11 protein-coding genes and 1 pseudogene are annotated in these 14,060 nt (G+C 57.4%); 4 read left to right on the top strand and 8 right to left on the bottom strand.

Annotated elements, in window-relative coordinates:
* Genes PMI26_RS02570 through PMI26_RS02600 form a run of 7 tightly spaced genes read right to left on the bottom strand, consistent with a single transcriptional unit; the run spans window position 1 to window position 6,726 of the window.
* Complete coding sequence (locus PMI26_RS02570; protein ID WP_007979883.1) at window positions 1–993, bottom strand: vWA domain-containing protein; 993 nt, start codon at window positions 991–993, stop codon at window positions 1–3.
* Window positions 980–1,573 carry a DUF4381 domain-containing protein gene (locus PMI26_RS02575; RefSeq protein WP_007979882.1) on the bottom strand — a complete coding sequence of 198 codons (594 nt, stop codon included), beginning with the start codon at window positions 1,571–1,573 and terminating at the stop codon, window positions 980–982. The genes PMI26_RS02570 and PMI26_RS02575 overlap by 14 nt, the downstream gene beginning before the upstream one ends.
* On the bottom strand, window positions 1,570–2,514 hold the full coding sequence (locus tag PMI26_RS02580; protein WP_007979880.1) for a DUF58 domain-containing protein: 945 nt from the start codon (window positions 2,512–2,514) through the stop codon (window positions 1,570–1,572). Before PMI26_RS02580 ends, PMI26_RS02575 begins: the two co-directional genes overlap by 4 nt.
* Window positions 2,514–3,494 (bottom strand): AAA family ATPase, encoded by a 981-nt coding sequence (locus tag PMI26_RS02585; RefSeq protein ID WP_007979878.1) that lies wholly within the window; start codon window positions 3,492–3,494, stop codon window positions 2,514–2,516. The genes PMI26_RS02580 and PMI26_RS02585 overlap by 1 nt, the downstream gene beginning before the upstream one ends.
* Before the next feature lie 54 nt (window positions 3,495–3,548).
* Window positions 3,549–4,496: a SphA family protein gene (locus PMI26_RS02590; RefSeq protein ID WP_007979876.1), complete on the bottom strand. Its 948-nt coding sequence runs from the start codon at window positions 4,494–4,496 to the stop codon at window positions 3,549–3,551.
* 12 nt (window positions 4,497–4,508) lie between these two features.
* Window positions 4,509–5,924 carry a DUF1254 domain-containing protein gene (locus PMI26_RS02595; protein WP_007979875.1) on the bottom strand — a complete coding sequence of 472 codons (1,416 nt, stop codon included), beginning with the start codon at window positions 5,922–5,924 and terminating at the stop codon, window positions 4,509–4,511.
* 10 nt (window positions 5,925–5,934) lie between these two features.
* The gene (locus PMI26_RS02600) at window positions 5,935–6,726 is read right to left on the bottom strand and encodes a hypothetical protein (RefSeq protein WP_007979873.1); all 792 of its coding nucleotides are present in this window, start codon (window positions 6,724–6,726) and stop codon (window positions 5,935–5,937) included.
* A gap of 365 nt (window positions 6,727–7,091) precedes the next feature.
* On the opposite strand from PMI26_RS02600, the gene PMI26_RS02605 reads away from it, so the two are divergent.
* The 3 genes from PMI26_RS02605 (at window position 7,092) to PMI26_RS02615 (ending at window position 11,506) form a co-directional block, all read left to right on the top strand.
* Window positions 7,092–9,656: an S-type pyocin domain-containing protein gene (locus PMI26_RS02605; protein ID WP_007979871.1), complete on the top strand. Its 2,565-nt coding sequence runs from the start codon at window positions 7,092–7,094 to the stop codon at window positions 9,654–9,656.
* Entirely contained in the window at window positions 9,643–9,921 is a 279-nt protein-coding gene (locus PMI26_RS02610) for a bacteriocin immunity protein (protein WP_007979869.1), read from the top strand. The genes PMI26_RS02605 and PMI26_RS02610 overlap by 14 nt, the downstream gene beginning before the upstream one ends.
* A gap of 91 nt (window positions 9,922–10,012) precedes the next feature.
* Window positions 10,013–11,506: a bacteriocin immunity protein gene (locus tag PMI26_RS02615; RefSeq protein WP_007979867.1), complete on the top strand. Its 1,494-nt coding sequence runs from the start codon at window positions 10,013–10,015 to the stop codon at window positions 11,504–11,506.
* On the opposite strand, the gene PMI26_RS02620 is transcribed toward PMI26_RS02615, so the two are convergent.
* Entirely contained in the window at window positions 11,493–11,918 is a 426-nt protein-coding gene (locus tag PMI26_RS02620) for a YciI family protein (RefSeq protein WP_007979865.1), read from the bottom strand. The two genes, PMI26_RS02615 and PMI26_RS02620, sit on opposite strands and share 14 nt — an antisense overlap.
* A gap of 434 nt (window positions 11,919–12,352) precedes the next feature.
* Between PMI26_RS02620 and PMI26_RS02625 the strand changes: the two are divergent.
* Window positions 12,353–14,060, top strand: a pseudogene (locus PMI26_RS02625) (hypothetical protein); the annotation flags it as partial.

The raw sequence follows: 14,060 nt of genomic DNA, 5'->3' as shown, positions 1-14,060 counted from the left end.
TCAGGTCTCCTGCCGTTGACGGGCGAGCATCAGCCGTGGAAGCAGCAGGGCGCCCAGGTGATACATCGCAAGCAAAGCAATGGCCGCGCCCAGCGGCCACCAGAACAGATCGCGTTTGGGCTGATGGCTGAGGGTTTTCACCTGATGCGGGGTGAGCTTGTCGAGGGTGCTGTAGACCTGATCCAGGGCGTTGCGGTCTTCGGCGCGGAAGAAGCGTCCGCCGGTGGCCTGGGCAATGTCCTGCAGGCCTTGCAGGTTGACCTTGGCCTCGCCTTCGGCGTTGGGGTCGCCGATGCCGATGGTGTGAATCACCACCCCTTTGGCAGCAGCCATGGCGGCCGCGTGATCCGGGGTGATGGCGCTGCTGGTGTCGTTGCCGTCGGTGAGCAGGATCAGCACTTTTTCCTGCTCGTGGGCCTGCTCCAGCAGTTTCAGGCTCAGGCCGATAGCGTCGCCGATGGCGGTGTTGGGGCCGGCCATGCCGATGCCGGTGTCGTCCAGCAACAGTGACAGGCTGGCGTGGTCGAGGGTCAAGGGGGCCTGCGGATAGGCGCCGGTGCCGAACACGATCAGTCCGATTCGATCGTCCTTGCGTTTGTCGATGAACCCGTGCACCACGTCCTTGACCGCGGCCAGGCGGTTGATTTTCTGGCCGTTGGCGTCGGTGAAGTCGGTGGTTTCCATCGACTGGGATATGTCGATGGCCAGCATCAGGTCACGCACCGGCTGCTGGCGCTCGATGGGCTGTTCCACCCACACCGGCCGGCTCGCCGCCACCAGCAACAGTGTCCAGACCAGCAGGTTCAGGAGCAACTGCCAGCCGTTGCTGCGGGTACCGGCCTGGCTGGGTGCCTGGCCGACAGCACGGCTCATGGCGCCGAAAAACGGGACGCGCACGGCACTGCGCGCCTCGCGGTAATCGGGCAGGTAGCGATAACCCAACCATGGCAATGGCAGCAGGATCAGCAACCAGGGGTAATCAAGCTGCCACATGATGACGCTCCACCCAGGTTTTGCAGGTGTTGAACAACAGTTGGCGCTGCTCGTTGGGCATGGCGCGCAAGGTTGCGTCAGGCGCGTAGGCCAGCAGCGACAGTTGTTGGCTGAAGTCGGCGGGCAAGGGTTGTGAAATGTGTCGCTGCAGGAATGCCTGCCAATCCTTGTTTCCTAACGCCGCAGGACCCTGTGGGAGCGGGCTTGCTCGCGATGAGGGCATGACATTCAAAATTGATGTCGACTGACAGGACGCCTTCGCGGGCAAGCCCGCTCCCACAGGGAATGCATTCCAGTTAGAGGACGGCATGGAAAGGGCTACGCGTTTGAGCAGTTCCGGAAGTTCGCGCAATGCATTCAGGTCATCGCTGCGCTGCTGCAACTCCGCCAGCCGTGCCAGCGCCTCGCGCCGATAGCGATCGCGCCGCCATTGCCAGTAACGTCGAGCACAGACCAGCAACAGGCTGAGCACCAACAATGTCAGCAATGCCCACCAACCCCAGGTCTGCGGCGCATAGCTGACCGGAGCCGGCAGGGCCATTTCCTTGAGTTGGTCGATACTCGGGATAGCGGGGTTCATCGGCGTCTCCCGGCGAGCTTGCCCAGTTCGGCGCGCAGTTGTTCGTGGGCTTCGGTGGCGGTGCTGAACATCATCAACGGCACCTGGCTGCGGCGCAGCAAGGTCGCGACGTCCTTGAGCCGACCGCTGAGAAAATCCCCCAAGGGCTGATGCACCTGTTGCCGATCCACCGCCAATTCCACCTGCAATTGCCCCTGGGTGATCAGCACTCGGCCGTTTTTCGGCAGGTTCAGCGCCAGCGGGTCATAGACCTGCATGGCGATCACATCGTTATGGGCCGCCAGTTGTCGCATGAGCTGCAAGGTGCGTTCGCCGGCCCCGGCAAAATCACTGACGATGCAGATCAGGTGGTCGTGACCGGCCACGGCCAGGCAATGCTGCAGGACCTTGTCGAGCTGGTCTGCGCCCTCGGCATCCGGGTTGCCCGCATTGAGTGCCTGGTTTTGTTGGGCAATGCGACTGCACAGCGCCTCGACGCGTTTGCGGCTGCGCAGTGGGGCGATGCTGTCGATGCGTTGATCGTTGAATACCAGCCCACCGACGCGGTCGCCCGCGTTGAACACCATCCATGCCGCCAGGGCGCCGAGTTCGGCGGCGACCGCGGATTTGAAGCTGCGTTGCGAACCAAAGAACATCGACATGCGCTGGTCGACGAGGATCAGCGCCGGGCGATCGCGCTCTTCGGTGAATGTGCGTACCACCGGTTTGCCGGTGCGCAGGGAGGCGCGCCAGTCGAGATGACGCAAATCGTCCCCCGGCTGATAACGGCGCAGCTCATCGAAGTTCAGGCCGCGGCCACGCAAGCGTGAAGCGTGATTGCCCGCGAGGATGCTGCCTTGAGGTTGGCGAGCGACAAAACTCAGGTCACGGGCCTTGAACTCCAGGGCCATCAACTGCGCCAGAGAGACATACACCAGGCCGTCGACGCTGTTCATGGGCATCAGGCCGGGATCGCGACTTTATCGAGCAGACGGTCGAGCACCTGGTCGGCGCTCACGCCATCGGCCACCGCGTCGTAGCTCAGTTGCAGCCGATGGCGCAGCACCGGGTGCACCACGGCGCGGACGTTGTCCGGAGACACGAAATCCTGGCCCTGCAACCAGGCGTCGGCCCGGGCACAACGGTCCAGGCCGATACCGCCGCGAGGGCTGGCGCCGATGCTGATCCAGCGCCCGAGATCGGCGTCGTAATCGGCCGGATGGCGCGTGGCATTGATCAGGTCGATCAGGTAGCGGTCGATGGCCGGGGACACGTGCACCGCGCTGACTTCCCGGCGCGCGGCAAAGATCACGTCCTGAGCCAGGGCGAACCCCTGCACCGCAGCCGTTTTGGCGCCGAGTGCCTGCTCTTCTTCGCGCAGCAGGCGCAGCACCTGGCTTTCGTTTTCCGCGCTCGGGTAATCGAGCAGCACTTTCATCAGGAAGCGGTCCATCTGCGCTTCCGGCAGCGGGTACGTGCCTTCCTGTTCGATCGGGTTCTGGGTCGCCACCACGATGAACAGTTCCGGCAGGGCATGGCTGTTGCCGGCCACGGTGATCTGGCGTTCTTCCATGGCTTCGAGCAACGCCGCCTGGACCTTGGCCGGCGCACGGTTGATTTCGTCGGCCAGGATCAGGTTGCCGAACAGCGGGCCGGGCTGGAAGCGGATTTCGTTCCTGCCTTCGACCTGATGCAGCACCTCGGCGCCGGTGATGTCCGACGGCAGCAAGTCCGGGGTGAACTGGATGCGACTCATCTTCGCGTCCAGGTGTTTGGCCAGTGCTTTCACCGTGCGGGTCTTGGCCAGGCCGGGCAGGCTTTCCAGCAGCAGATGCCCGTTGGCCAGCAGGCCGACGAGGATTTGCCGGATCACCTGGTCCTGACCGAGCACCGCTTCGGCGATGCTGGCTTGCAGGGCGTTGAGGTCGTTGAGTGCGGTCATGAAAGGTTCCTGCAAAAGGTCGAACGGGTGCTGATGGCCATCCCTGGCTACCTCTTAGAAAAATGCCAGGGTCAGGTTGACGCTGATGCCATTGCCTTCGGGCCGGTTCTTGGTGTCGAACTCCGGGACCCAACGGGCACTGATGTTGGCCTGGGCGTCGGCGAACTTGCCGCTCCAGCCTACCGTCGGGCCCGCGCCCACCGAGCGTCCGCGAAAACCGCTGGTGGCGCCGGATCCCGAGTCGTCGGTGACCTGCTGGATATAGCCTGCCACTACGCCGGCGTTCCAGCCGTTGCCGAAGCCGTGGGTCCACAGGGCGTCGAGGGTGAAAATGTTGCCGTTGCGATAATCCGTGGCGTCGTTCTCGGTGTAGAACTCCAGGCCACTCGACAGCGTGAACTCGCCGCCCTTGCCGTCCAGGTGAGTGAACGCCACGGTCGGCATGAAGGTGTAAGTGTTCTGCCCCGGGTTGGCCAGGCGATCGTCGTTGTAGGCGCCGGTCGGCACGTAGATCGGCAGCGAGAACGCGATGTGGTTGAGCTCGTCGAAGTGATAACCGGCGGCAATCGGCGTCACCAGCATGTCGGCGAACTGGGTGCCGGTATCCTCGCTGCCCAGGGTCCTGCCGCGAGGGCCGGTGATGCTTGCGGTAATGTCGGTGTACTGCACCGGTACACCGATGGCCGAGGCGTAGTTCCAGCGACCCTTGCCCGTGTCCCAGACGTGAGTGAAGTTGGCCATGGTGTAAGACACTTTCATGTCCAGCCCGGTACCCAGGGCGCCCACGATCGGCACCTGGGCGCTGCCCTTGAGGTCGCCGTCGTACCAGATGCTGGTCAGGGACATGACCCAACCCGGCTCCGGGGGCACGATCCCGGCATCGGAAAACACTTGTTGGCCGGTGATCGGGCGACCGACACCGCCTTCGGCCGCCAGGCCCCATGGACTGACGCTGACCATGCACAGCGCCAACAAGGGGCGCACTACGAAAGGCCTGATCATGAACGACTCCGCTTATGGTTGTGGGGTGGCTGGCGTCAGCAGCGGCAGTTTCCACTGGCCGTTGTTGACTTCCGGTTTGGGCAGATACAGGCGCAGCACGCCGTAGAACGGACCATTCGGTGCCGGCAGCCAGTTGCTTTGCAATGCTTTGGCCGGTGCCTTGTGCTGCACGTAAAGGGTCAGGCCGCCATCGGCATCGAGCTTGAGGTCGGGCAACATCCGCGAATTGATCAAGTAGCGATTGAGCGGGTTGGCCACCAGCAATTTGTTTTTGCCGTCGTACATGGTCAGGGACCAGAACGCATCGACCGGGGGCAGGGCGTCCTTGTCAAAATGCAGGGTGTAGTCGGTTTTCGACGCGTCGACCGGTTTTCCGTCTTTGTCGACAAAATAGCCGAAGTAGTTCGCCTCTTCGGCAGAGTTGCCGAAAATCCCCATGTTGGCGCCTGCGTAGCGGTACAGGTAGTTGCCCTTGAGGTGGTCGCGACTGCCGAACAGGTCACCGCTGCTGACCTCATGGGTGTCGACTTTGGTTTTCTTGAATTCGGCGAACTCGGCCCTGGCGTCACTGATGCCGTCTTCCAGCGTCTTGCGTTGTTCGGCGCTGAGGTCGCTGAGCTTGAAGGGTTTGCCGGCCCCGACGCCGATTTTTGCGAAACGCGCCAGCAGGTCTTTTTCCACGTCCTGGGCCGGGGTGAATGCCAGCATGAAATTCAGGTAGCGAAACAGGTCCGGGGTCTCGCTCATGGTCGGCGTCGGTTTCGGCCAGTCGATTTTCGGCGCGGCAGCCGGAGCTTTCTGTTTGACGTAGCGACTCAGGGGTTCGACCTTGTAGCCTTTCTGGATCTGCTTGACCTTGGCCAGGTCTTTTTCATCGAACAATTGCGTGCGGTACAGCGCGTAAGCGATGTTGCTTTCACTGCGGACCATGCGGTCGATGTCGACCGGTTGCTGACCCTGCCAGTTCGGGCCGACAATCATGTAGTGCCCCCCGTTGTTGCCCGTGCTGCGAGTACCCAGATAGCCAAAGTTCTGGGTATAGGCGTCGATCAGTTGCACCGAGTAATAACGGTGTTCTTCGATGGGCGGCAGGGTCAGCACCAACGGCTCGGCGCGCAAATCCATCCAGACAAAGGAGTAGGGCGTATCGGAATTCGGGGTGACGAACGCCGTGTCCTTCGCGGTAAACGCCTTGGCGGTATTGCCGATCTGATTGAACGGTGCCTTGAAATTCGGGCTCTTCCTGTCCACGGCCTGGGTGTAGAGGGTCTTGTACATCTCCACCACCGGGAAACCGTACAGATAGGCTTCCTTGGCAATGGCCCGGGCTTCGTCCGGGGTGGCGGTGAAGTCGACACTGGCCCCTGCACCACAACTGACGAACATTGTCATCAGGCTGAAACCGGCTGCGCGAAGTGCACCGTGCATACAAAAGTCCTTATTTACCGAAGGTGACATTGATCCCGGCGAACAGTGTGAATTGCGGCAAGCCATCGCCTTTTCGGTCAACGGTCCACTGTGGCTCGATAAAGGCATTGAGGATATTGGACCCGGACTTCCAGGCTTTGCCGCCACCCAAACCGAGTGGGATGTAGTGAGTGTTGTTCTTCAGGTCGAACGTCCAGATGCCGGTCGAGCGCAGGTACCAGCCTTTTTCCAGGTTGTGGATGATGAACGGCTGGAAAGTGGCGGATTCGACATGGGGGCGGTCGTGATCACCGGCGAACGAGCTCTGGTACTGCACCAGTGCGCCAAGGAGCCCGCGCGGCGAGGAGTCGATGGCGATGGCGGACAGTCCGGCCTGCCATTTGCCGGTTCCCAACTCATCCTGCTCAGCGGTCGGCGCAGTGATTTGCGGGCCGACGCCCAACTGCACGCCTTCGGTCTTGAGCAGGAAAATATCGAACAGGTTCAGGTCACCGATGCCGGTGCTGTAGCCGTTGTGGGGATCCGGGCGGGTGCTGACGGGAAGGGTGACGCGCAACAGTTGCGGGACGCCAATGAAATCATTCGGCGCCATGGGCAACGCGCCACGCAGCAGTGCGTCATTGGTATGAGCGTTGGTGTCGAACAACTTCGGGGTGTAGTAGTCCTGAAGGTTGACGCCGGGCGCCAGGTTCAGCGGGTTGTTACTTTTGTTGGCCGTCTCGGCGTTATCGGCGTGAGCACAAAAAGCAGGCGCGAGCGAAGTCACCCAGACGAAGGCGTACTTCCCCAATTTCTTTGACATTAATCCCCCGGCTCCCTGGTGGCTGATTGGGCAGACGGCCCTTAAGTTTGGCCGTAACTGCGTAATCCCTTTCCGATCAAGCCTGTAGGACTTATCGGATGAAGTTAGCAGTTAACCACGGGTTGGCCAGTCCTGTGGATTAATTCTTTCGTTTTGTGTGTGGATTCTCGTTATTTTTGTGTACTAAAAAGTTAATGCGGATCAGTTGGTTAGGATCATTAGCTAAAAATGTCATCACGTTGGAGTTGATTGTAATCCATCCGATCACTGATTGATCTCGTAAACCAATCGCATCCTATACATATGTACCGCACCTGATCGCTGCCCTGTAAACAAGCTGTGCCCTACAGACAAGGAGAGACTGTATGGCACAACGAACATTCAATGATGGGACGTCAGGAGACGTAGTAATAAGGTCCGGCCCGCCGGCTTCGGGTGGCGGTGGTGGTTCATGGGGAGGCGGTGGTTTCGGGGGTAATCGTGTCGGCGCGTCCGGCAATTTTGGTGGCCCGGGCGCCAAGACCATTGCGCTCAGGAAAAAGGCCAAACAGGAGCGAAAAGAGAAGGCGGCCAAAGATGCAGCAGACGCTGCAGCTCGGGCGCTGGAGCAGGCACGTGTACAGACGCGGCAACAACTGCTTGCAGGGCAGGCTCAGCGTCATGGCATCGTGAGGGCTGAGATTGACCAGGGCTTTGCGGCCAAGACTGCTCAGCTGTCGTCATCACTTGAACACGAGATATCGAGCGCAAGACAACCTCTTGACAGCGGTTCGAGTAGCGAACGCTGGCAACTGTATTTGATCAGCAAAGAAAAAAACGAAATAGATGGGCTGATCGCCCGCAAAACATCGGAACTCAATGCAAGGAATATCGTTGCCCGATCGTTTGATGGGCACGATCCTCTCACGCGTACGCCAGCTGATTTTCTGGTGCGACTGGACCAGTTCGGCGATGCGCTCGACAGTGGTTATCAGGCTTGGGAAAACGCCTATACAGCTGCCCATGAATCCCGGCTGCTATCCACTCAAGTTACTTCGCTCACCGAAAAGTCAAACAGACTAGCCAGTCATCATGCTGAACAGACCATTGTCTGGCGTGAAAGGGAAGCTCATTGGGAGCGTCTTCGGCAGATTGCCGAGCAACGTGATGCACGCATCCGTTTCAAGCAACAGGCAGATGCGGATACGCGCATTGAGCGCATCAGGCAAGCCAACACACTGACGTTACCTGCCACTGCGCTGGCCGCTGGCGGCGCGGTATTGACACCGCAAGGCGTGCTTGTTGCCCAGGAAGTTGCAGCAGTTCTCGAAAGTGCGGTTCAGGCTGGCATCAAAGGTCTTATCGATCTCGGCCGCATCGCGCTGAAAACAGGACCGTTGTTCATTACGGGGATGCTGGAGTCACCCGTCCTGGGCAACGGTGAGTTGACTCCGGAGCAACGAGATCGCTTGTTCTACGCCGTAGGTGTACCCGCGAGAACACTGGAGCTTTACGACGCTCAGGAACTGCAAGGGATTGCTGACGAACGTGGCTCGGTAGAAGCAGAGTACCGGCTCAAGCCCTTACCCATGCCGGAAGGTGTTGCAATTGTCATCGCCAGTACTGGCGGCGAGATCGACTCCCGGGTTCCGGTCGTCAATGCAGTACTCGACCCTCTGACAGGGCTCTACACCGCCGAGGTCCCTGGATCGCCAACCCGGCACCTGCTGTTCACTGCCGATGCCCCTTCCCAGGCTGCGATGCCTGGCCGGACGCCGTTGGCGGTGATGGAGCCCCAGGCTCAAGACATCCCCTCAGGCGTCGATCTGCGCATCCAGGATTGCATTGTTTGCGTGCCTGGCCTTGAGCCGATCTATCTGTCTTTCGGCGTCCCGCCTATGGGCACAGGCGTCGTTACAGGAACAGGTCAGCCGCCGACAAAAGAATGGTGGAATTCGGCGACTCAGACTGCGGGTGCGGCTATCCCGACTCAAGTCGGAGACCAGTTCCGAGGGCGCGAATTCAAGTCGTTCGAGGCTTTCGACGAAGCGTTGTGGCGAACAATAGGAGAGCATCACCCACTTGTCTCGCCCTTCGATGAGGTGAATCAAAAGCGCATCGAACAAGGTTTCGCCCCCTACGCGCCGAAAAGCACATGGGTGGGTGAAAGCCGTGAATTCGAACTGCGTTACCAGGAGCGTTCGGAGTTCTGGTCTGATCCTTTCAACCTCGACAAAATCAGCATCAAGACGCCGCAAGCTGCCGAAGGATGGCTCGGGATCGTCCCTGCGGTTGTTCCTTGGCCGATTCCGCCGGCCAGTAGCTGGAAACCCGTGGTGCCGCCAGGCAGCGAACACATCGGATCGACGACATCGGCGATTACACCGACCGATCCGTTGATTTATCCCGGTAGCCCGGCCATCCCCGTCCTACCGGAAAACGAGACATTTCCGGCTGTTGATGTAGGGGAAGTTGGTGCGAGTATTCCGGGGTATCCGGGGGATATGGAGCTTCCCTCGCCGGACGCTTTGTTTCGTGATCGACGGGACGATCCGGGGGTTGCAACCGGGGTGGGGCAGGTGGTTTCGGGGGTATGGTTGGGTGAAGCTGCGCGAGGAGAGGGGGCGCCTATACCTTCGCATATTGCGGATCGGTTGAGAGGGGTTGAGTTTGCCAATTTTCACCGGTTCAGGGAGGCGTTTTGGAAGGCTGTTGCGGCGGACGTATTACTTAGTGAGCAATTTAATAAAGGTAACCTCGAAAGAATGCGAAATGGTTCGGCTCCATTTCCCAAGGGGACTGATCAAGTCGGGGGGCGTAAGGCGTTCGAACTTCATCATCGAATTGAAATAGCAAAGGGTGGTGCTGTTTACGGCTTGGATGACTTGTTTGTAATGACCCCGAAGCGTCATATTCAACTGCATAAGGGACAACATTATGATTTTTTTTAAAGAGAAACTAGAGGACTACACCGAGGCGGAATTTCTGTCTTTTTTGGGTGAGTTCTTTAATCACACAAGCGGTTTAAAAGGACGGGCGCTCGAAGAGTATTGGGACAGGCTCTTAGAGCATTTTGAGGCAGTCACTGAGCACCCGGGACGCTCAGACGTCATCTTTTACCCAAAGGAAGGCCAGGAAGACAGTCCGGAAGGCATCCTGAAAGAAGTCAAAGAATGGCGCGCAGCCAATAACAAGCCCGGCTTCAAACCAGAATAACCTTCTATCAACACTTGCCGGCACTTGCCCCTGATCGAGCAAGTGCCCTTGTCTACGACAGCTTGCCCCAAGGGCTCAAGGAAGAACCAGGATGGAACTTAAAGCCACACTCAAGGATTACACCGAATCGGAATTTCAGGCGCTGGTCAACAAGATCTGGGCTGTGGATTTATCCAAGCAGGATCATGACAGGCTTATCAACCATTTCGACCAGATTGTCGGTCATCCCAAGGGGGCCGACCTGTTGTTTTACCCGAATGAAAAATTCAACTCGAACAGTCCGGAATCGGTGGTGTATTACGTCAAGGACTGGCATCGCAAACAAGGCGGTACTGCGTTCAAAGAAGAATCGGTTTCCATACCCGAACCATCGCCAGTGATGACACCTCTTGCACGCAGCTTTGCGCAAGTGCAAAAAATTGCTGCAGATGTGACAGCGTCGGAAGTAGCCGTTGAAAAAGCGTTTGGTCTGTTCGGGCAGGGTATCCAGCAACTGCGCGACCAGCTAAATGGCAGCAAGACGGTTTCTGATCGAGAAGCAGATATCCGCGCACTGGAACATGTTCAACATGCAGTAGTGATCGCGATCAGGAAGTTCGAATTCTGGAAAATGACGGTGCAGTTCGCCAAAAATGATGCCCAGCGTAACCTGACCTATGCGCGGACCGAACAGGCGCAGTGGCAAAGTCTCGCTCAGCAGATCAACGCGTTGCAGGATCGCTACACCGGGCAATTGGCCGCTTTTAGCCAGCGTCATCGATCTTTGCATGACGAGGCCGAGGCGTTGTTGATAATGGCACAGGACCAATTGATTCGTTCCCGTCGGCTGGCGAGGGCCGAACCTGGTCAGCCGGGCTACATGATCACGGCCTCATTGGCCTTTGCCCACAAGCGCCCCGAGGTTTTACTGGAGGGTGGTGCATCCGGTTTGCAGTTGAGCCAACAGATTGATTTGCAGACAGCCATTCGTTCGGTTGTTGCCGAGTTTACCTGGAGGAACACTTCAGGCGAACCGAGCGATGAGACACTGTACGCCGCCGTGATGCAATTTGAGTTTTCCAGCCGCGCGGATACTCAGGTCTACGGGCTCTGTGTTCCGTTGGTCGAACTGACGCCGCTCGAGGGTCAGGATTGGCTTTCGTTGGCGATGAAAGAGTCCGAGATTGATCTTCCTTTCCGAATCGGGACGACTACAGTGCCCGCAAGACCCGGAACGATGTTTCAGGGCTTGCGCGAGGTGAAAACACTGGCGCAGGTTTATATCACTCCGACCCCAAGCGCTAACGTGCCGGCCAGGGTCAGAGTGCGGGCGGCGCAGTTTGATCAGCAACGGGGCGCCTTTGGTTTCACCATTGATGGCACCACCCCCGTCACTGTTTGCTGGTCTACCCCGGTCCCCCTTGTGCGTCAGACTCCCGCAGCACAGCCCCCCATGCGTCGCTTGGGATTTGTGCAATCTTTGACCGTACCGCTTGTCGAGCCCATCACAGCCGAAGGAGCAACAGCCCGGTTCGCCGATTACATCGTGGTTTTCCCGGATGATTCAGGGGTTGATCCGCTGTACGTCATGCTCAGCACTTCTTGATTTGCCCGAACAACCGCTCTTCCTGCTCGCGCAATTCAGGTGTGAATTCGGCGCCAAAGTCTTCGGCTTCAAACACCTGCCGAATCTCGATCTCGGCCTCGGTGCCCGGCATCGGGTTGGGGCAGCGCTTGACCCATTCGATGGCTTCTTCCCTGGACTTCACTTTCCACAACCAGAAACCGGCAATCAGTTCCTTGGTTTCGATGAAGGGGCCGTCGATCACCGAGCGTTTGTCACCTGAAAACTTTACTCGAGCGCCCTTGCTGCTCGGATGCAGGCCTTCGCCGGCGAGCATGATGCCGGCCTTGACCAGTTCTTCGTTGTAGTTGCCCATGGCGGTCAGCAGTTCCTGGCTGGGCATGACGCCGGCTTCGGAATCCTGGCTGGCCTTGATGATGATCATGAAGCGCATGTTTTTTTCTCCGCTGGATTTGAATGATTCACTTCTAGTCGAATAGCAATGGCCTGAATCGACAACGCAGCAGGCGAAAATCTTCCGATGCCCCTATCCCATACCCCTGAGCTGCTGCAGGCGGCGATTTTTCGATCTTGAATCTTGGCAGTTTGTCAGAAATACAAATCAAAAAAATTCAAATGCCAGGAGCGCCAAATACCAGGACCCTCACGATTACAGGTTGTGAGATTACTGTGCAGTCGAACTGGATCAAGCTCGACTTGGCGCGGATTTTTTCAGTATTTATTGCTGGATCTTAGTGGTTACCGACTTGCTTATTGCCAATTAGTCTTAATGAACTGTCATTTTTGACAGTTCTCCGGGAAAAACATTTTCTTGATAATCGAACTATTGGTTCGTTTTATTCAGCCGTCGATCATCGAGATAACACTATGACCAGCAAACTTGAAACCGGGATCATGTACATATGTCACGGAGCTGAACATGAAGTCCAAATTGCAGCAACAGAAGATAGCCCATGGGTCAATCAGCAAGCGAGCCTGAACACTGATTCCGCCGAACCCGATTTACCGGTCACGACTAATCCAGAGATCGGTGTTTATAAAACCTTTTCAGAAGAAGGTTTTCTCTGCACGATAAACTGTCCACCCCAATCCGCCGAAACACCAGTTCAAGCGCTTCAGCTTCGGTTACAAAGCGAGTTCACTGCCGCACCCTACAAACTCGACTTTTCTCTCGGGCATCACCGACTTGCTTATGTGGACGCTACCGGTCATGAGCAGTTCCAGGTCATTGAGTTCGATGAAGGCGCAATACTCAATGCACGGCAGGTTTCTCACTACACCAGTCAAGCGATTCCGTTTGAGGGGCAATGGAAACTGCGTGACGAAATTCTCGGCCCGTCCAAACCGGAAAATGACGGGCAAGTATCCCAGGCTTTCAAAAGAGGTACTGCAGGTTCATACCCCGTTCGGGTTGTAGTCCCAAGTCTCTATTACGAGGTTGGGTACGCTTATCAAGAGTTCAATGTCACCTTTCTTGCGCTCACCCCGTGGGGTAACAACGCCACACTGCAGATCAACAGTAAACCGGTGACGGATGTTAGCAAGTTGGGCGTAATCTGTACTCGTGGACAGTCCAATACATTAAAGTTGTTGAACCCGGATCTGTTGTTGGAGGAATCAACGCTGATGTTGAGTTCGGCCAGCGATCTGGCGAAGCTGGGCGTTACCATTGAATATCTGGATGTCGCCAGACCTTTAGTCGGGGCGGAAATTTCCTGGCCCATCATTTCTTCGGCCTCCACGGGCAAAAGCGGGTGGTTCGAACTTGGCCTGAGTTGTTCGAAACTCAAAAAAGACTGGGAGAACATCAGCGCTCGAGTGATATCGGCAAACCTCGCTGATGAAGTGACAGCAATCAATGTGCGCGAACGGCCCATCTCAGATGTCGGGGCGTTGTTTTTTCCTGAAGAGACTGTTCCGCTTGAGTTGACGTTCGAGCCCTGGATGCTCGGTTTAAGGGTGGCACTCAAGGAAGAAGGTGCAGACAAACTGGGGATTAAAGCCAATCCACCGTTCGAACAATACATTGAAGTGACAGAGAGCCTCAAACTTTCCTGGGATGTAACAAGTGGGGCGAACACTGGATCATTCAAGTTTCTGGCAGTCTGTGAAGACACCACCACGGCGCTGACTGTAGACAGCCGGGTGATATCTAAAATATCAGCAGGTGCGTTCAAGGCGATCAAACTCAATGGCGTGGACATCGCTGATTTGAACAAACCTGATTTTGTGGTCTTTAGAGAGGACGTCAATCAACTGGAATTGGAAGCAAATCCACAAGGCCCGTTACCGGGAATGAAGGTTGCGCTAATGCCAGGAAATCTTCATCCCGATCTGGGCAATATCTACGATCCACCCCTGAGTGAAGCGAATGCGCAAACAATCCCTGCCAATGGATCGGTGAAGTGGACAATCACCGCAGGTAACAAAAGCGGTTTTTTTGATCTGCTTTTCAAGTTTACTGAAACCGATGAGGTGTTTCCGCTGCCATGGCGGTTGTTGTCCAAGAATCTGGCCGAAGAGGTGGACGTCGAGATCGCCGGAGCACCCGTCCCCGAAGCAGGCAATGTATTTA

Origin of the sequence: Pseudomonas sp. GM33 (assembly GCF_000282295.1) — a bacterium.
In the GTDB taxonomy this organism is placed as follows: domain Bacteria; phylum Pseudomonadota; class Gammaproteobacteria; order Pseudomonadales; family Pseudomonadaceae; genus Aquipseudomonas; species Aquipseudomonas laurylsulfatiphila.
This window is presented reverse-complemented; position numbering and strand designations above follow the sequence as displayed.

Coding starts and splice junctions, on each gene's coding strand:
- PMI26_RS02570 (WP_007979883.1), bottom strand. CDS start 993: ATGTGGCAGCTTGATTACCCCTGGTTGCTGATCCTGCTGCCATTGCCA.
- PMI26_RS02575 (WP_007979882.1), bottom strand. CDS start 1,573: ATGAACCCCGCTATCCCGAGTATCGACCAACTCAAGGAAATGGCCCTG.
- PMI26_RS02580 (WP_007979880.1), bottom strand. CDS start 2,514: ATGCCCATGAACAGCGTCGACGGCCTGGTGTATGTCTCTCTGGCGCAG.
- PMI26_RS02585 (WP_007979878.1), bottom strand. CDS start 3,494: ATGACCGCACTCAACGACCTCAACGCCCTGCAAGCCAGCATCGCCGAA.
- PMI26_RS02590 (WP_007979876.1), bottom strand. CDS start 4,496: ATGATCAGGCCTTTCGTAGTGCGCCCCTTGTTGGCGCTGTGCATGGTC.
- PMI26_RS02595 (WP_007979875.1), bottom strand. CDS start 5,924: ATGCACGGTGCACTTCGCGCAGCCGGTTTCAGCCTGATGACAATGTTC.
- PMI26_RS02600 (WP_007979873.1), bottom strand. CDS start 6,726: ATGTCAAAGAAATTGGGGAAGTACGCCTTCGTCTGGGTGACTTCGCTC.
- PMI26_RS02605 (WP_007979871.1), top strand. CDS start 7,092: ATGGCACAACGAACATTCAATGATGGGACGTCAGGAGACGTAGTAATA.
- PMI26_RS02610 (WP_007979869.1), top strand. CDS start 9,643: ATGATTTTTTTTAAAGAGAAACTAGAGGACTACACCGAGGCGGAATTT.
- PMI26_RS02615 (WP_007979867.1), top strand. CDS start 10,013: ATGGAACTTAAAGCCACACTCAAGGATTACACCGAATCGGAATTTCAG.
- PMI26_RS02620 (WP_007979865.1), bottom strand. CDS start 11,918: ATGCGCTTCATGATCATCATCAAGGCCAGCCAGGATTCCGAAGCCGGC.